Source organism: Streptomyces sp. NPDC059398 (genome assembly GCF_042751845.1).
Taxonomy (GTDB): Bacteria; Actinomycetota; Actinomycetes; order Streptomycetales; family Streptomycetaceae; genus Streptomyces.
Genome location: NZ_JBHYWP010000036.1, coordinates 1 through 17,673, shown reverse-complemented (window position 1 = coordinate 17,673; position 17,673 = coordinate 1). Strand labels below are relative to the sequence as shown.

Genomic DNA, 17,673 nt, shown 5'->3' with positions numbered 1-17,673 from the left:
AGTTACAGCGAGCCAGGGCACTTTATATTCAGAGAATATGGAGGTTCATAAATGGCGCACCGCCTGACCCGTCATGAAGTTCCAGTTATGGTCGACTTCTACGGGTTCTGTTTGCAGGATGCCGACGATACAGCCGTTCCTGTGCAGTGGCCGGAAGGGTTTGAGTCGGTTGATTTTGTTTCTGCTTCACCTGGGCGCATTGATGTACGGAGCGCGGGACATACGCACACGGCAGATTTGATTGTCGAGGTATGGGACAACTGCCCCACGTTGTCCTTGGGTTGGGATATTTCGAGCGAATTTGAGGTCTCGTACCAGTCTGGGAAGGTGCGGGTCTGGGCGGTGGCGGGCGGCCCAATGCCCTACATTCTTGACTTGGCGGCCGAACCTTTGGTGTGGAGCGCGCGCATGTACGCCGCTGGGCGCGACGAAGTGGCTCGTCGCGCCCAGGAGGGCGTGCCTCATGGAGTGGAAAAATACCTCGTTCAGCTATGGCCTGCGCGATGATCGCTGGGCCGCAGCATCAGGGTGTGATCTGCACGAGAAACCCGTCATCGGGGCCGTCGATGAGGCGGACCTTGGTGAGGAACTGGCCTAAGAGGATCCCAGCAGCCTGGTTCTGCGTAGCATTCAGCGGCATAACGCTGAAGTTGTTTGTGAGTTGGTGTGGATCGTAGAGAGCGCCTGCGGCCCCCTCGTACGTAGTTGCAAAGGGGTATTCGTCGCAGTCGTTACCACCGGTGGGGTAGTCGGCTCCGAAGTACTTCTTGCACGCCTTGATGGCTTCAGAGCGGTTGGCTTCACGGCGTTTCGTATCAGTATATAGGCGCGTAAGTGGGGCGTCGGTTGTCTTCCCAGGGACCTTCTTGGTGGAGCTGGGCGGCTTGGTGAGGTTCGGCGTCTTGAATGCCTTCTCTATGTGGAGTGCGACGGCGCGCTCAGGGGCTCCAGCTGCCTTGCTGTAGCGCATAGGCGTGAGGAGGCTGAAGACTGCAGCGCCGGTGGTGGAAGAGTTGAGGTAGGACGCCTTGTCCCAGCGGGGAGCGAACATGAAGGGGCTTCCCTCCCGAGCACCCTCCATGGTGTAGCCGGCTGGAGGGGTGAGGTTCACCTTGGGCTGATATACGCCGAAGATCGCGTCGGTGCTGCCGGAAGTGCCCTGGCCCGCAGCGGCGTTCTGTGTCTGCGCGAAGGTGCCTGCCGTCTTGAGCTGGGTGAAGGTTTTGGTAGTGGGTAGCGCGGTGCCAGCTTGCTTGGACTTGGCTGTCGACGGATACATGAAGGGAATCGTGCCTGAGGTGGTTACACCCATGGCCGGCGCTCCGGTGGTACCTGTCATCTGGAACTCGGTGTAGTAGTAGGTGTACGTGATGGTGCGGCTGTTAAGCGGGATTGTGCCGACGACCCGAATATTGAATGCGCTTTCCCCGCTGGGACGCCCGTTGACAGTCCATGTCTGGAAGAACGACGCACCAGAGCAGACGGCAAAGCGCGATTTTATGTAGACGGCATTTGTTGTTCCGAGTCCGTCAGCGCACTCCTTCCACGTCATAGTGTGTGAAGGTTCTGGGTAGCTGATGGCTCCTACGGCAGTTGGCCGGATGACAGGCTTACCTGGCACGTACTGGGCTGCTGCGTGGGTAGACCGCTGAGCGTAGTCGGCGGTGGGGCCGACAACCTCACGCGGGAGCGTCCCTCCCTGCCCCACGGACAGCTCGCGTATGGCATTCACACGAGCTGGATCAGCCATCAGCTTCCGTATCTGAGCTGGAGACATCAGGGGTAGCACGCGGTTTTGAACGGCAGGTCTTCTACTTGTGTCGGCTCGCGCCCAAGACGTTGGCATGGCGACTGACGCCAGTACGAGCAGCGCCAGCACTGTGATGCCGTATCTATGCGCCCTCGATTGTGCAACGGGGATCATTTTTGTCCTTCGACCGGGTGACTTGGCCCCATTGGTCTATCAGCATACGAAAGTTCCCGGCGGAGATATCTACGCAATGGCCAGAATTACTGTTGTGACGGAAGGCAACCGAGGGGCGGCCGCTGCAGTTCAGGGGTGCACGACACCGCGATGCGGAATGCGTCTCCATTTGGCGCTTGGCGCATATGATCCACAGCCTGCTGGCCAGTGGAGTTAGTTGGAGCGTGTCCTACATGGTCACTTCACCGCTATCGCCACCAGCCTCGTCAACTACAGCGCACTCGCCAACTGAAACACGCCTTAACGGCGAATATGCCCGGCCCTCCGACTACGGTCCAGAGGTCGCCGTCTGCGCTCCGGCGATGGCGGATCCGATCCACCTCCATCGGCGGCTCCCACGCCGTCACCATCTTGGAGGGCCGCACAGGCCGCAGCTCACGTGGGCGTGCCCTCAGGGACCGTCAATCTGGTGGGGTACAACAACGCCGCTCAGAACTGACCCGGTCGAGCCGGCACTGACCTGAGCACTACCGCGACACGCGTGCCCTCCCCGCCGTCGATGGCGACGACGGGGAGGCCGCGATTGACGACGACCAGCACCGCGTGACGGTAGGCGGTTTGCCCGTTCTCGTTCCCGGAGCACGTGCGCCCCACCAGTACACACCTCGCCGGAGCGACGGACTCGTAGTCAAGCCGCCTGGGCACCCCGTCAGTCGGGCAGGTTGCCCTCACCACCCAGGTTCGCGACCATCCGGCGCAGGACGTTGATCGTGGTCACGAAGTCGGCCGTGTCAATGTCTTCGTGAACCTGCCGGTGCACGCGCAGGCTGCGCTCCGTGGCCCGGACGCGCCCGTCCTCCCCCGCCTCGGTCAACTTCATGAACCCTGCTTCCTCCGTCAGCCAGCCACGGGCGATCAGGTCGTCGAAGACACCGTTGAAGTCGATCCCGAGGTCGTCCCACTTCGCCAGCCGCTCGATCAAAGCTGCGCGAGTCCACGTGCCAGGCGCTCCGGCGACGTGGTTGAGCGTCCACCAGTGCGGCTGCGTAAGGCCCTCCACCGCCAACTGCGCACGGATGGCTCCGACCACCAGCCGGGACGCTTCGCCGGTCCATGCGCCGATGGGTTGAGCAGCCAGCTCCTCTTGCGCGTACTCCCTCAATGTCATGCCCACGTACCCCTCCGTGTCGTCATCGACGGAACGCGGTCACCGTAGAACCTCAAGATTGATTGAGGTCAAGGCCGTATTTTTGGCCGTCTTCCAGCCTCGTGCGACAGGTTCCCCTCCGGACCCCAGAGCGCATCAACCGGACAGACCTCAACAAGGAATATCCCTATAGATACGGATAATTCACAAAAGCAGTCACCAACTCCGTCACATCGCACATCTCCCACTGACTGATAGCCAACTTCCCAGTGGGTGAGACAACGGTCTCGTCGTGGCTGGATTTGTTCCCTAAGGTCTGCCGGGTGATTACCGGAAAGACCGCTCCGGGTCCCGCCCACAGAACCGGTGCCATCCTGGCCGTGCTCGCCGAGCAGGCGTCTGTGACCGCTCAGGACCTCTCCCGCCGCACCGGCATCCCCGTCAGTGCGGTCTACCGCCACCTGGGCGACCTGACCAGGCTGGGGCTCGTCAGCCCGACGCGGACGCGCGGCCGGTACTGCGCGGGGTCGCTCGCCGTGCAGATGGCGGTGAACTACCGGCGCGAGATGCTCAGCGGCGGGGGCGTGAAGCGCCGGCTGGAGCGGCTGGCGGCCGACACCGAGGAGCTGGCGGCCTTCCTGATACCCAGCGGCCAGCACGTCCTGTGCGTCGAGGCCGCCGAGGGATCACGCGTGATCAAGTGCAGCTTCTCACCGGGGCTCGGCCAGCCGCTCACCTTCGGGGCGAGCGCACAGGCGCTCCTGGCCCACCTCCCGGCCGCACGCGTGAGCGAGGTCTGCGCCGCGCACGGGCTGGGCCCGGCCGAGGCCGAGGCGCTGGCCGCCGACCTCCACCGCATCCGCGACCGCGGGTACGCCATGAGCACCGGGGCCGTCGACGAGGGCGTCTGGGGCGTCAGCGTCCCGGTCCTCGACCCGGAGGGCCGGCTCACCGGAACGGTCTCCACCATGGCCCCTGAGTTCCGGGGCCGCCGCAACCACCAGGCGCTGCTCACCCTCACGCACGCCGCCGCGCAGGACATCGGCCGACTCGATGAGCCGCCGACGTGACGGCCCGGGACCGCCCACGGGCCGCCCGCTACGAGGGGTGCGCCGGGCGCCAGGTGTTACGCCGCCACAGCCCCGTCACCTGAACTCGTACAAACGCAAGGCCCGAATGGAGTGGAACATGGTAAGAGCACCCGTCGGGCGAAGGGGCGCAGCCGTGCTGGCCGGGCTCCTCTCGTCCTTCCTTCTGCTGGCCGCGGCCTCACCCGCCTCCGCCGCTCAGCAGGCGGACAAGGGGTCCCAGAAGCTGGAACAGCTGCGCTCGGGGCGGGCCACCCTGCGGGTGGGCACCGACGCCACCTTCCCGCCCTTCGAGTTCACCGACGCCAAGGGCGGCCGGGTCGGCTTCGACATCGAGCTGGTCAGGGCGCTCGCCAAGCGTGCGGGCATCAAGAAGGTCAGCTTCACGCAGATGCCGTTCGGGAACATCGTCCCGGCGCTCCAGGCCCACCAGATCGACGTCGGGGCCTCCGGGATCTACATCAACAAGGAGCGCTCCAAGGTCATCGACTTCTCGGACGTGTACTACCCGGGCGGGCTCGCGATGTTCACCGCCGACAAGGACGACACGGTCCACTCCCTGGACGACCTCGCGGGCAAGCGGGTCGCGGTCCAGGTCGGCACCAAGTCCGTGGAGTGGCTCAAGGAGAACCAGCCGCGGGCCAAGCTGGTCACGGTGCAGACCAACCAGCAGATGTTCTCGTCCGTGAAGCTGGGCCAGGCCGCGGCCGTCGTCACCGGAGCCCCGGCCGGCCAGTACTTCGCCTCCCAGCAGGGCGGCCTCAAGCAGGTCGGCAAGCGTCTGACGGGCGAGGACTACGGCTACGCCTTCCCGAAGGCGGACACAGCGGTGACCGCCGCGTTCAACGGCGCGCTGAAGGCGATGAAGAGCGACGGCTCCTACGGGAAGCTGACCCACAAGTGGTTCGGGGCCGCGGCCCAGGCCAAGGCCAAGAAGAAGCACGCGCTGCTCAACCCGCAGACGATCATCGACTCCTGGGGCCAGATATGGCACGGCCTGCTGGTGAGCATCGAGGTCATCCTCATGTCGCTCTGCCTGAGCCTGCTGTTCGGCATGGTGGGCGGCTTCGCCAGGCTCAGCGGGATCGCGCCGGTGCGCTGGCTGGGCAACGCCTATGTCTCCGTGATCCGCGGCACCCCCTTCGTCGTCCAGCTCTTCCTGATCTACTTCGGTCTGCCCCAGCTCGGGCTGCAACTGCCGCCCATGGTCGCGGGGGTGCTCTCGCTCGGCCTGTACAGCGGCTCGTACGTCACCGAGATCTTCCGGGGCGCCGTGCAGTCGGTGGACCGGGGGCAGATCGAGGCGGCCAGGTCCTGCGGGATGTCCCATGCGTCGGCCATGCGCCATGTCGTCGTACCGCAGGCGTTCCTGCGGATGCTGCCGCCGCTGGGCAACGAGTTCGTCTCGCTGACGAAGAACTCCACGCTGGTCTCGTTCGTCACGATCAGCGAGCTGTTCCTGGTGGGCCAGACGGTCATATCCAGGACGTTCGACGCCCTGACCGTCTATCTCTTCATCGGCCTCCTCTACTACATCCTCACCAACATCATCGGTTTCGCGACCCATGCGATAGAGAAGAAGATGGCGGTGTACGTCTGATGGCACTCCTCGAAACCCAGGGCGTCACCAAGTCGTTCGGCGACCACGAGGTCCTGCGCGGCATCGACTTCACCGTCGAGCCCGGACAGGTGGTGGCGGTCATCGGGCCCAGCGGCGGCGGCAAGTCGACGTTCCTGCGCTGTCTCAACCTGCTGGAGACCCCGACATCGGGACGCGTCGTGTTCTCGGGCGACGAACTCAGCGCCACCGAGTCCAACCTGGACCGGCTGCGTGCCCGGATGGGCATGGTCTTCCAGCAGTTCAACCTCTTCCCGCACATGACGGCGCTGCGCAATGTGGTGCTGCCGCAGATGAACGTGCTCGGCAGGACGCGCGAGGAGGCCGAGACCAAGGGCCGCGCCCTGCTGGACCGGGTCGGCATGCTCGGGCGTGCCGACGTCTACCCGAACCGGCTCTCCGGCGGGCAGAAGCAGCGGGTCGCCATCGCACGGGCGGTGGCCATGGACCCCGAGCTGATGCTGTTCGACGAGCCGACGTCCGCGCTGGACCCGGAGGTCGTCCAGGACGTCCTGGACGTCATGACCGGGCTGGCCAAGGAGGGCATGACCATGGTCGTGGTCACACACGAGATGGGCTTCGCCCGCAAGGTGGCCGACCGGGTCGTCTTCATCGACGGCGGCCGGATCGCCGCGGATCTGCCGCCCGACGAGTTCTTCTCCGACACGAACGAGAACGAGCGGGTCCGGACCTTCCTGGCGAAGGTGCTGTAGCCGTTACGGGGTCCGCCCGCCGGGTGCGGTCCGTTACGGGGTCCGCCCTCCGGGATCGGTCCGCTACGGGGTGCTCCTGCCGGTGCGGTCCGCTACGGGGTCCTTCTGCCGGTGCGGGCGGGCCGCATCCGGACCGGCAGGGCGCCGGACGGGCCGGGCTCCGGGCCGGCAGGGCGCCACCGGGAGGTCTCCGGACGGGGCGGGCTCCACCTGCGGCCTCACGCCCCGGGTGGAGGTCCGGCTGCACCCGGGTTCCACCCGCGTTCCACCCGTAGGTTGAGGGAATCCGGGGCGCCGGAGCGAATAGTCGAAGCCATGACGCTCACCGACTGGATCATCGACATCGCCCTCCTCCTCATCGTCTTCCGGCAGCTCAAGGAGGAGCGGCTCACCGCCCGCACCGTCCTGCTGCCCCTCGGCATCATCACCTGGACCGGCTTCAACTACCTGGACGCCTTCCCGACCGCGGGGAACGACCTGCCGCTGATCGCGGGGTTCGCCGGCGTGGGAATCGTCTTCGGCCTCGTCTCCGGCCTGCTGACCCGCGTCCGCTACGCGGAAGGTCACGTGCGCATCAGGGCCACCGCGAGCGCCGCGGCGCTCTGGGTGATCTGCATGGGCTTCCGGCTCGGCTTCGCCATCTGGTCGAGCCACCCCTCCGGCCAGACCCATCTCGCGCACTTCTCCGTCGCCCATGACATCACCAGCGGCCAGGCCTGGGTGGTGGCCCTCGTCCTGATGGCGTTCGGCGAGGTCGTCGTACGGATCGGTACGATCGTCGCCCGGGGCGGGCTCCTGATGGCCCGCAACAACCACGCCACCCACGCCGAGTCGCCGTCCGCCGCACCGGCGCCGCGCCCCGGCACCTACGTCTGACCGGGGCGGACCGGAACGGACCGGCCGGCGGAGAACGGAGTGCGGGGATGAACGGGCGCTGGTGGAGGAACCCGGTGGACTGGAGCACGCCGGTCTGGGAAGCACCGGGCTGGAAACCGCTGGACCGGGGCTCTTTCAGGGGCGCGGCGGCCATGGTGGCCTGTATGGCGGTCACCGTGCTCGCGGCCCACGGAACGTCCCTCAGGATCGTCGTCGGTGCGCTGGGAGTCCTCGCTGAGCTGGGGATGCTGCTGGGCCGGCGGATGCTGCCGTCCGTCCTGGGCGCCGTGGGCGCGACGGTCACCATCGGTGCCGGTCTCGCGATCTCGCTCCTCGTGCCGACCGGGCTCGGCTCCGTACCGGTGCTCGCGGGCGTCGCCGTCCTCGTTCTGCGGCTGCCCGCGGGGCCCATGCGGACGACCGGCGTCGCGGTGGTGTCGGCCGTGTACGGGATCACGATCATGGTGATCACCGCCAGCCTGGCCGGGCTGCTGGCCGGGGTGGGCGTCTGGCTGCTCGCCGACCGGTCCGTGGAGCACACCGCCCTCCAGACCGAGCGGGACCGGGCCGTTGCGCTGCTGGCCGAGGTGGAGGCGTCCCGGCAGGCCCTCCAGGAGGCGGCGGCCGTCGAGGAGCGCAGCCGTATCGCCAGGGAGATGCACGACGTACTGGCGCACAGCCTGGCCGGGCTCTCCGTGCAGCTGCAGGCGGTGCGGGCGATCGCGAACCGGGACGGCGCCCCCGCATCGCTGACCGGCCCGCTCGACCGGGCGGCGGACCTCGCACGGGACGGGGTCCAGGAGGCGCGCGCCGCGGTCGGCGCGCTGCGCCACGCACCGCTCCGTGGGGTGGACGACCTCAAGGGCCTGGTCGGCGGTTTCCCCGGCGACGCCCACCTGCGGGTCACCGGCCGGCCGCACCCGCTCGGCGCCGACGCGGGCCATGCGGTGTACCGGGCGGTCCAGGAGTCGCTGACGAACGCGGCGCGGTACGCGACCGGGAGCGTCATCGACGTGGATCTGGCCTGGACGGAAGCGGAGTTGCGGGTGGAGGTCCGCGACCACGGGCGCCCGGTCGGCCGCGGACCGTCGGGCGTACAGGGCAGCGGCACCGGGCTGCGGAGCATGGCCGAGCGGATCGAGGCCGTCGGCGGGACGCTGTCCGCCGGCCCGGCGCCCGGCGGTCCTGGCTGGCGGACCGAGGTGCGGGTACCGGTCCCGGGGGCCGTGGGCGACGGGCCGGGCAGGCAGGATGGGGCCGTGCAGACATCGGCCGGCGTCCGGACGCCGCGCCCTGGCGGGAAGGCGGACGGGTGACGATTCGGGTGCTGGTGGCGGACGATCAGGCAGTGGTGCGGGACGGGGTCGTGCTGCTGCTCTCGTCGGCCGACGACATGGAGGTGGTCGCCGAAGCGGGTGACGGGCCCGAGGCGGTGCGGCTGGCCACGGAGGAGCGGCCCGATGTCGCCCTCGTCGATCTGCGGATGCCGGGGCTGACCGGCGCCGAGGTGACGGCCCGGGTCGTCGCCGCGGACATCGGGGTCCGGGTGCTCATCCTGACCACGTACGCGGACGACGACGCGGTGATGCCGGCGCTGCGGGCGGGCGCCTCCGGCTATCTGACGAAGGACGCCACCGGCGAGGCGGTGCTCGCCGCGGTCCGCGATGTGGCCGCCGGACACACCGCGCTCGACCCCGCGGTCCAGCGCCGCCTGGTCGAACTCGTCGTGAACGAAAGGGAATCGGCCGCTTCCGCGCCCGCAGTGCCTGCCCCCGCCGCGCCCACGGCGGAGGCGGCGGCCGGGCTTCCGCCCGGGGCCGAGGGCCTCACCCGCCGCGAGGTCGACGTCGTACGGCTGGTGGCCCAGGGCCTCAACAACCGGCAGGTGGCCAAGGAGATGGTGGTCAGCCAGGCGACGGTCAAGACCCACCTCAACCACGTCCTGGCCAAACTGGCCCTGGAGGACCGGGGTTCGCTGATCGCCTGGGCCTGGCGGTCCGGGCTGGCCGAGCGGACCCCGTGACCGCCCCCGTAACCACTCCCCCGCACACCGGCCGCGCCCCTCTCGTACGACCCCGCCCCGCCCCGCACCGTGTCCGGGCCGGGCAGCAGGTACGGCCCCCACCCGGTGGGCAAAAGGTGAGGTTAGGCTAGCCTGACCGGGAATCGCTCGACCTGGATTCGCCCGATCCGGAGCCACCAGTGGCCGTCCCGGCACGTACGGAAAGCAGAGCCCAGCCATGCCCCTCGCCCGCGCCTCCCACTTCTCCCGCCGCGGCATCCTCGCCGCAGGCGGCGTCATCGGTGCCGGTGCCGCCCTCAGCGCCTGCGGCGGCAGCGGTTCGAAGAGCTCGGGCTCTGCGAAATCGGACTCGGGCCCCTGGTCCTTCAAGGACGACCGCGGTATCACCGCCAAGGCCGACTCGACCCCCACCAAGATCGTCGCCTTCACCGGGACCGCGGCGGCGCTGCACGACTACGGCGTCGAGGTCGCGGCGGTCTTCGGTCCGACCAAGACCAAGGACGGCAAGCCCGACGTCCAGGCCGGCGACCTCGACATCAGCAAGGTCGAGATACTCGGCAACGTATGGGGCGAGTTCAACGTCGAGAAGTACGCGGCGCTCGGCCCCCAGTTGCTGATCACCGGCATGTACGACAAGGGCGCCCTCTGGTACGTGCCCGACGAGTCCAAGTCCAAGATCCTCAAGCTCGCCCCGAGCGCCGCGCTCATGGTCGCCCGCACCTCGATGCCCGCCGCGCTCCAGCGCCACGCCGAGCTCGCCCAGTCCCTCGGCGCCGACCTGAAGGCCAAGAAGGTCACCGACGCCAAGGCCCGCTTCGAGAAGGCGGCGGCCCGGCTGCGCTCCGCCGCGAAGGCCAACCCGAAGATCAAGGTGCTCATCGGCTCGGCCAGCGCCGACCTGCTCTACATCTCGACCCCGGAGCCCTCGGCCGACCTGCGGTACTTCAAGGAGCTCGGCGTCAACATCGTCGTGCCGGACAAGGTCGACAAGGACGGCTGGTTCGAGGACCTGAGCTGGGAGAACGCCGACAAGTACCCGGCCGACATCATCATGATGGACAACCGGACCTCCGCCCTCCAGCCGTCCGCGCTGAAGTCCAAGCCGACCTGGGGCCAGCTGCCCGCGGTCAAGGCCGGACAGGTCATCCCGCGCTCCACGACCGACCCGATCTTCTCCTACGACAAGTGCGCCCCGGCCCTGGAGGCGCTGGCCAAGGCGATAGAGACGGCGAAGAAGGTCAGCTGACCAGCAGCCGGCCGGAGCCGGTCGCCCGGACAGCCCGGCGTACGGAGACCGGTCCTCTCCGTACGCCGGGCCCACCGGGACCCCGGGACCGCTACCCCGCGGGCCAGTCCACCTGGGGCGACCGGTAGTAGCCGATCCCGAGCGCGTCCCACCGGGGCGCCTGCGCGGCGAGTCGGGTCCGGTAGGCGTCCCAGTCGTGGGTGGACTGCGGCGACCAGCCCAGTTCGGCGATGCCGGGCAGCCTCGGGAAGGCCATGTAGTCGATGTCCTCGCTGGTGGTCAGCGTCTCCGCCCAGAGCGGCGCCTCGACCCCGAGGACCGAACCGGCCGGCGCGCCCGCCAGATAGGTCTCCGGGTTCCAGTCGTACGAGCGCTGCACCGGGACCAGACCGGCCCAGTCCAGGCCGAGCTTGGTGTCGGCCGTGTACTTCATGTCGAGGTAGGCGCGGTCGGCCGGCGAGATCACCAGTTTGGTGCCCTTCTTCGCCGCCGCCACGACCTCCGCACGCTCGGCGGCGCCGGTCGCGTCATATCCCCAGTACTGGGCGATCTCGCCCTTCACCGGGGCCGCCGCGGTGATCTGGTGCCAGCCCTCGACCTTCTTGCCGTGCTTGGTGACGATGGCCTTCGCCTTGTCCATGAAGGCGTTGTAGTCGGCCTGGCTGGTGGAGTGCGCCTCGTCGCCGCCGATGTGCAGATACTGCCCGGGGGTGAGCGCGGCCAGTTCACGCACCACGTCGTCCACGAAGTCGTACGTCACCGGCTTGGGCACGCACAGCGAGCTGAAGCCGACCTCGGTGCCGGTGTAGAGCGGGGGCGCGACGCCGTCGCAGTTCAGCTCCGGGTAGGAGGCGAGGGCCGCGTTGGTGTGCGAGGGCAGATCGATCTCGGGGACGACGTCGAGATGGCGCGAGGCCGCGTAACGCACGATCTCCCGGTAGTCCGCCTTGGTGTAGTAGCCGCCCTTGCCGCCGCCGACCTCGGTCGAGCCGCCGTAGGTGGCGAGCTTCGGCCAGGTGGAGATGGCGATGCGCCAGCCCTGGTCGTCGCTGAGGTGCAGATGCAGTTTGTTGATCTTGTAGAGCGCCAGCTCGTCGATGTACCGCTCGACCTGCTGGACGGTGAAGAAGTGGCGCGAGACATCGAGCATGGCGCCCCGGTAGGCGTACCGGGGTACGTCGGTGACGGTGCCGCCCGCGATCTGCCACGGTCCGGGCTGCCGCCGGTGCGCCTCGACGGCCGCCGGCAGTTGCTGACGCAGCGTCTGGACACCGTGGAAGAGCCCGGCGGACTTCCGCGCCGTGATGGTGAGCCCTCGTACGGAGCTGACCAGCCGGTACCCCTCGTCGCCGAGGCCGTGCTCACGGGGGCTGAGCGTCAGGGTGATGTCGTCGCGGCCGCCGTGCGCGGCGCCGGTGACCGGCAGCGGGTATCCGGTGGAAGGGCGGAGCAGCCCCGCCAGATACGAGCCGGCCTGGCGCGCCTCGGCGGAGTCCGCCCGGATGCGGGTCCTGGCGGTGATCGCGTACGGGGCGCCGCCGGGGTGCACGGAGGAGGGCGCCGGGATGATCGCGCCCAGCGGACGGACGGCGGGGGCGGCGGACGCGGTGGGGCCGGCGGCGGGGGCCGCTCCGGTGCCGGCGAACCCGGCGGCCGCGACGAGCAGGAAAGTACCGAGGAACCGGGGCAGGGACCTGGGCAGGGACCGGTGCAGGGACCTGGATCCGGGTGTTCTGTGCAGTCTCACAAGCGGATTCCCTTCGGAGGGTCTCGCAACTGTGGTGCTGGGCAACCGAACGTGCCCCATGGGTACCGCACGCCCCTGGGAGGGTCAAGGGTATAGACCACTCCTGGGGGCGCATGGGGCCGGAACAACTGATTCCGTAGCGGCCGACCGGGCCATATCTGCCCGATACCGGGCAGAAATATTGCGCATGACCTCGCACCACTCCAATATCAACAGGTGTCCGCATCCCGTCCGTCGTACGACGACCTCATCGACCACCTGGTGCGCAGCTCCGCCCTCCAGCGCGGCGAAGCCGCCCGGGTGGTCCTCGATGTGCTGGCCTACTTCGACGAGACGACGGAGGAGTTCGTCCGCAGGCGCCACCGCGAACTGCAGGCCCGTGGACAGACGAACCCGGACATCTTCCAGCAGATCTCGGACGAGCTGCCTCATCGTGCAGTGGCACCGCCCGAGCTCTCGCTGCGGCAGCTGCGCCGCATGATCTACGGCTAGGAACCAAGAGGAAACCGAGGAACGATATGTGCGGAATCGTCGGGTACATCGGCAAGCGCGATGTGGCACCGCTGCTGCTGGAGGGGCTGCAGCGGCTTGAGTACCGGGGGTACGACTCCTCCGGCATCGTCATCTCCTCGCCCAAGTCCGCCGCGCTGAAGATGGTCAAGGCGAAGGGCCGCGTGCGTGACCTGGAGGCCCGGGTCCCCAAGCGGTTCACCGGCACCACCGGGATCGCCCACACCCGCTGGGCCACCCACGGCGCCCCCAGCGACCACAACGCCCACCCGCACCTGGACGCGGAGAACAAGGTCGCCGTCGTCCACAACGGCATCATCGACAACGCGTCCGACCTCCGCGCCCGGCTCAACGCCGAAGGCGTGGAGTTCCTCTCCGAGACCGACACCGAGGTACTCACCCACCTCATCGCCCGCTCCCCCGCGGCGACGCTGGAGGAGAAGGTCCGCGAGGCCCTGCGGCTGATCGAGGGCACCTACGGCGTCGCGGTCATGCACGCGGACTTCCCTGACCGCATCGTCGTCGCCCGCAACGGCTCGCCGGTCGTCCTGGGCGTCGGCGAGAAGGAGATGTTCGTCGCGTCCGACGTGGCGGCCCTCGTCTCGCACACCCGCCAGGTCGTCACGCTGGACGACGGCGAGATGGCCACCCTCAAGGCCGACGACTTCCGTACGTACACGACCGAGGGCTCCACCACATCGCCGACGCAGACCACCGTGGAGTGGGAGGCCGAGTCGTACGACATGGGCGGCCACGACACGTATATGCACAAGGAGATCTCCGAGCAGGCCGAGGCGGTCGACCGGGTGCTGCGCGGCCGGATCGACGACCGTTTCTCCACCGTGCACCTGGGCGGACTGAACCTGGACGCCCGGGACGCGCGGGGCGTACGCCGGGTGAAGATCCTCGGCTGCGGCACCTCGTACCACGCGGGGCAGATGGGCGCCCAGCTGATCGAGGAGCTGGCCAGGATCCCCGCGGACGCCGAGCCGGCGTCCGAGTTCCGCTACCGCAACCCGGTGGTGGACCCCGACACGCTGTATGTCGCCGTGTCCCAGTCCGGTGAGACGTACGACGTGCTGGCGGCGGTGCAGGAGCTGAAGCGCAAGGGCGCCCGGGTGCTGGGCGTGGTGAATGTCGTCGGCTCCGCCATCGCCCGCGAGACCGACGGCGGGGTGTATGTGCACGCGGGCCCGGAGGTCTGTGTCGTCTCGACCAAGTGCTTCACCAACACGGTCGTCTCCTTCGCACTGCTCGCGCTCCACCTGGGCCGGATCCGTGACCTCTCGGTGGCGGACGGCAAGCGGATCATCGCGGGGCTGCGCAAGCTGCCGGGCCAGATCGCCGAGATCCTGGACCGGGAGGACGAGATCGAGAAGCTGGCCGCCGAGTACGCGGACGCCAGGTCGATGATGTTCATCGGGCGGGTGCGCGGCTATCCGGTGGCACGGGAGGCGTCCCTGAAGCTCAAGGAGGTCTCGTACATCCACGCCGAGGCGTACCCGGCGTCGGAGCTGAAGCACGGGCCGCTCGCGCTGATCGAGCCCGCCATGCCGACCGTCGCGATCGTGCCCGACGACGATCTGCTGGAGAAGAACCGGGCGGCGCTGGAGGAGATCAAGGCGCGCGATGGGCGCATCCTCGCGGTCGCGCACCAGGAGCAGCCGAAGGCCGACCACACGGTCGTGGTGCCCAAGAACGAGGACGAGCTGGATCCGATCCTGATGGGCATCCCGCTGCAACTGCTCGCCTACCACACGGCGTTGTCCCTGGGCCGGGACATCGACAAGCCGCGCAACCTGGCGAAGTCGGTCACCGTCGAGTAGCCGCCCGGCCGGTCACGGACGCCCCGGCCTGCCGTGACCGGCTGCCGTCCACCGCGTCCGGCTGCTCCCGGCTGCTCCCGGCGCCAACCGCCCCGGGGGCAGCCGGTGTTGTGTGCCGGGCGGCCGGGTGGACGGGCCCCGGGACCGGCTCCGGGCAGACGGCCCGCGGGACCGGCTCCGGGCAGACGGCACACACGGGCCGGACCCGCAGGCGTTACGGGATGACGATGACCGGCCGCTGGGCGCGCCGCGCGAGGCGGCCGGCCACCGAACCGAAGATCCGCCCGACGATGCCGTGGGTGGAGCCGACGACGATCGCGTTCGCCTCGTACTCCCGGCCGACCTCCTCCAGTTCGTGGCAGATGTCGCCGCCGCGCTCCACCAGGATCCACGGCACATCGGCGAGGTAGTCCGCGCAGGCCAGTTCGAGGCCGAGCACTTCGGTTCTGTGGTCCGGCACGTCCACGAAGACGGGGGGCTCGCAGCCCGCCCAGACCGTGGTCGGCAGCCGGTTGGCGACATGGACGATGATCAGGCCGGAGCCCAGTCGTACGGCCATGCCGATGGCATAGGCGAGGGCCCGCTCACTGGAGGTCGAGCCGTCGAAACCGACGACGACCCCGTGTCTGAAAGCGGGATCACATGCGTGACGTGGTTCGTCCGCCGCATGGAGTTCGGCCGATGGATCGGCGATCTGCCTGCGGTCCGCGGGTTCGGAGAATTCGTAACCGGCCATCGGTATCTCGGCGAAGAAGATCCTCTTGGGAGGGAACGGCAGTTGACGGTGGAGCGTGTCCGGCGGAGCTGTGTCCGGGAATCATCTTCCCAAGCCCATACCCTCCAGAGTACGGCGACACTCCTCTCCTGCCCACTGCCCGCCGATCCGGTCCGGCGTTCCAGGGAGCATGCCCGAGCAGGCCGGTAAATGGCAATGCCAGGTGGTGTCTACAGCTTCCCCGCCGGGCCGCGGGAGCCGGAGAGCGGCCGCGGCGCGCCTCCCGTACGGGCTCCGCCGCGCTCCCCGGCGCGCGTGCCGGATCCCGGACGGCAGCCCGCCGGACGGCTGCCGGGCGCCCGCAGGGGCCGGGTCGCGCAGGCAGGGGCCGTACGGCTGCCGTCCGGCCGCCGTACACGCGGCGCGCGGGCCCGGCGTGCCGGGAGCGCACAGGTTCCAGTGGCAGCCTGAGAGGCGCACGCCGGTCCACTGACTGAATCCCACCTGCACGCCCGATCGTTTTCAGCCAACTTAAGTGACCTACCCCGACCTTGGCGGAACGATACGTCAACCCCCGTGCCACCAGGGATGAAAGGACCAACGGCGGCTCACGCACCCTACTGGGACGGGCCATGCACGGATTGCCCACTTCCCTGGGGGCTTCCTGAGTGAAACGCTTCCTGATCGAATGCTTCGCGCCAAGTTGCCATGTCGACATAACGCCGACAGTCGAACTTGTCACGCCAGAAGCACGGGACACAGTAGATTCGATCATGGGTAAAAGGCGGGGGATCTCGTGCTGGACCGAGGGGCTGTGACGATTAAAAGCAGTTTGCAGGAGCGACAGTCCCGACAGGATCAGGGAGCCGTGAGCACCGAGGGGGGCTTAGCACCATGAGTCAGGGCCAGGACTCCACCGCCGTGGCGGAGACCGTAAGAAAGCTCTCCGGGCGCCGCCGCAAGGAGATCGTCTCGGTACTGCTCTTCAGCGGCGGCCCCATATTCGAGAGCTCGATTCCGCTCTCCGTCTTCGGCATCGACCGGCAGGACGCCGGGGTGCCGCGTTACCGGCTGCTGGTGAGCGCGGGCGAGGAAGGCCCGCTGCGCACCACGGGCGGTCTCGAACTCACCGCGCCGTACGGCCTGGAGGCCATCAGCAGGGCCGGCACCGTCGTCGTCCCGGCCTGGCGGTCGATCACCTCGCCGCCGCCGCCCGAGGCGCTGGACGCGCTGCGCCGCGCCCATGAGGAGGGCGCCCGGATCGTCGGGCTGTGCACCGGCGCGTTCGTGCTCGCCGCCGCCGGACTCCTCGACGGCAGGCCGGCGACCACCCACTGGATGTACGCTCCGACGCTCGCGAAGCGCTATCCGTCGGTCCATGTGGACCCGCGTGAGCTCTTCGTGGACGACGGCGACGTCCTGACCTCGGCCGGGACCGCGGCGGGAATCGATCTGTGCCTGCACATCGTGCGGACGGACCACGGCGCGGACGCGGCGGGCGCGCTCGCCAGGCGGCTGGTGGTCCCCCCGCGCAGGAGCGGCGGCCAGGAGCGCTACCTCGACAGGTCTTTACCCGAGGAAATCGGCTCCGATCCCCTGGCGGAGGTCGTCGCCTGGGCGCTGGAGCACCTCCACGAGCAGTTCGACGTGGAGACGCTGGCGGCCCGCGCGTACATGAGCCGCCGGACGTTCGACCGCCGGTTCCGCTCGCTCACCGGCAGTGCGCCGCTCCAGTGGCTGATCACCCAGCGGGTGCTCCAGGCGCAGCGCCTCCTGGAGACGTCGGACTACTCGGTGGACGAGGTCGCGGGCCGCTGCGGCTTCCGGTCGCCGGTCGCGCTGCGCGGCCACTTCCGGCGCCAGCTCGGCTCCTCGCCCGCCGCGTACCGGACGGCGTACCGGGCCCGCAGGCCGCAGCCGTCCGAGGCCGTGGCCGTGGTCCCGGTGGCGGAGGGCGTCCCGCAGTCCCGCCGCGTCCCGGCGCCGGGCGGCGACCGGCCCACGGCGCCACAGCCCGGCTCCCCCGTGCAGCCCGAGCCGGGAAAGCCGGGCTCGGACACCTATGCACCGGGCCGCCCGGTGGTGCCCGGGCAGCGGAGCGCGACCTAGGAGTGCCCGAGGGGGCCGGAGCTCGGCCCCCGCGGGACCCACCGCCGCCGGGGGACGGCGGCGCCCCGTGCCGGCCGGGCTAAGGTAGGGCGCAAGAACGATCGCATGGTGTGGTTCGACTGCGAGATTTA

General features: G+C 69.0%; 15 protein-coding genes. 11 read left to right on the top strand and 4 right to left on the bottom strand.

Annotated elements, in window-relative coordinates:
- The first annotated feature begins 51 nt into the window (after positions 1-51).
- On the top strand, positions 52-507 hold the full coding sequence (locus ACFXBC_RS15565) for a hypothetical protein (protein ID WP_385023758.1): 456 nt from the start codon (positions 52-54) through the stop codon (positions 505-507).
- A gap of 16 nt (positions 508-523) precedes the next feature.
- On the opposite strand, the gene ACFXBC_RS15560 is transcribed toward ACFXBC_RS15565, so the two are convergent.
- Both ACFXBC_RS15560 and ACFXBC_RS15555 read right to left on the bottom strand, forming a co-directional pair.
- Positions 524-1,552, bottom strand: coding sequence for a hypothetical protein (locus ACFXBC_RS15560; RefSeq protein WP_385023756.1), 1,029 nt, complete (start codon positions 1,550-1,552; stop codon positions 524-526).
- Positions 1,553-2,633: 1,081 nt separating this feature from the next.
- A complete protein-coding gene (locus tag ACFXBC_RS15555; protein ID WP_385023754.1) occupies positions 2,634-3,098 on the bottom strand; it encodes a MarR family transcriptional regulator in 465 nt (154 codons plus the stop codon).
- Between the two features lie 296 nt (positions 3,099-3,394).
- Here ACFXBC_RS15555 and ACFXBC_RS15550 point away from each other — a divergent pair, with 296 nt between their 5' ends.
- The 7 genes from ACFXBC_RS15550 to ACFXBC_RS15520 all read left to right on the top strand — a co-directional run bounded on the left by ACFXBC_RS15550 (position 3,395) and on the right by ACFXBC_RS15520 (position 10,635).
- Complete coding sequence (locus ACFXBC_RS15550) at positions 3,395-4,141, top strand: IclR family transcriptional regulator (RefSeq protein ID WP_385023752.1); 747 nt, start codon at positions 3,395-3,397, stop codon at positions 4,139-4,141.
- A 118-nt stretch (positions 4,142-4,259) separates the two neighbouring features.
- A complete protein-coding gene (locus ACFXBC_RS15545; RefSeq protein ID WP_385023750.1) occupies positions 4,260-5,759 on the top strand; it encodes an ABC transporter substrate-binding protein/permease in 1,500 nt (499 codons plus the stop codon).
- Positions 5,759-6,490, top strand: coding sequence for an amino acid ABC transporter ATP-binding protein (locus tag ACFXBC_RS15540; RefSeq protein WP_385023748.1), 732 nt, complete (start codon positions 5,759-5,761; stop codon positions 6,488-6,490). Before ACFXBC_RS15545 ends, ACFXBC_RS15540 begins: the two co-directional genes overlap by 1 nt.
- Positions 6,491-6,805: 315 nt before the next feature.
- Positions 6,806-7,366: a hypothetical protein gene (locus ACFXBC_RS15535; protein ID WP_385023746.1), complete on the top strand. Its 561-nt coding sequence runs from the start codon at positions 6,806-6,808 to the stop codon at positions 7,364-7,366.
- A gap of 74 nt (positions 7,367-7,440) precedes the next feature.
- A complete protein-coding gene (locus ACFXBC_RS15530) occupies positions 7,441-8,682 on the top strand; it encodes a sensor histidine kinase (protein ID WP_385023744.1) in 1,242 nt (413 codons plus the stop codon).
- Positions 8,679-9,389: a response regulator gene (locus ACFXBC_RS15525; RefSeq protein WP_385023742.1), complete on the top strand. Its 711-nt coding sequence runs from the start codon at positions 8,679-8,681 to the stop codon at positions 9,387-9,389. The genes ACFXBC_RS15530 and ACFXBC_RS15525 overlap by 4 nt, the downstream gene beginning before the upstream one ends.
- Before the next feature lie 217 nt (positions 9,390-9,606).
- Positions 9,607-10,635 carry an ABC transporter substrate-binding protein gene (locus ACFXBC_RS15520; protein WP_385023740.1) on the top strand — a complete coding sequence of 343 codons (1,029 nt, stop codon included), beginning with the start codon at positions 9,607-9,609 and terminating at the stop codon, positions 10,633-10,635.
- 91 nt (positions 10,636-10,726) lie between these two features.
- Here ACFXBC_RS15520 and ACFXBC_RS15515 read toward each other — a convergent pair whose 3' ends face one another.
- Entirely contained in the window at positions 10,727-12,382 is a 1,656-nt protein-coding gene (locus ACFXBC_RS15515) for a beta-N-acetylhexosaminidase (protein WP_385023738.1), read from the bottom strand.
- A gap of 216 nt (positions 12,383-12,598) precedes the next feature.
- Here ACFXBC_RS15515 and ACFXBC_RS15510 point away from each other — a divergent pair, with 216 nt between their 5' ends.
- A complete protein-coding gene (locus ACFXBC_RS15510) occupies positions 12,599-12,874 on the top strand; it encodes a hypothetical protein (RefSeq protein ID WP_385023736.1) in 276 nt (91 codons plus the stop codon).
- 26 nt (positions 12,875-12,900) lie between these two features.
- Entirely contained in the window at positions 12,901-14,718 is a 1,818-nt protein-coding gene (glmS, locus tag ACFXBC_RS15505; protein ID WP_385023734.1) for a glutamine--fructose-6-phosphate transaminase (isomerizing), read from the top strand.
- Between the two features lie 214 nt (positions 14,719-14,932).
- On the opposite strand, the gene ACFXBC_RS15500 is transcribed toward glmS, so the two are convergent.
- Positions 14,933-15,454 (bottom strand): universal stress protein, encoded by a 522-nt coding sequence (locus ACFXBC_RS15500; protein ID WP_385023732.1) that lies wholly within the window; start codon positions 15,452-15,454, stop codon positions 14,933-14,935.
- An 873-nt stretch (positions 15,455-16,327) separates the two neighbouring features.
- Between ACFXBC_RS15500 and ACFXBC_RS15495 the strand changes: the two genes are divergently transcribed.
- A complete protein-coding gene (locus ACFXBC_RS15495) occupies positions 16,328-17,542 on the top strand; it encodes a helix-turn-helix domain-containing protein (protein WP_385023730.1) in 1,215 nt (404 codons plus the stop codon).
- Positions 17,543-17,673: the final 131 nt, after the last annotated feature.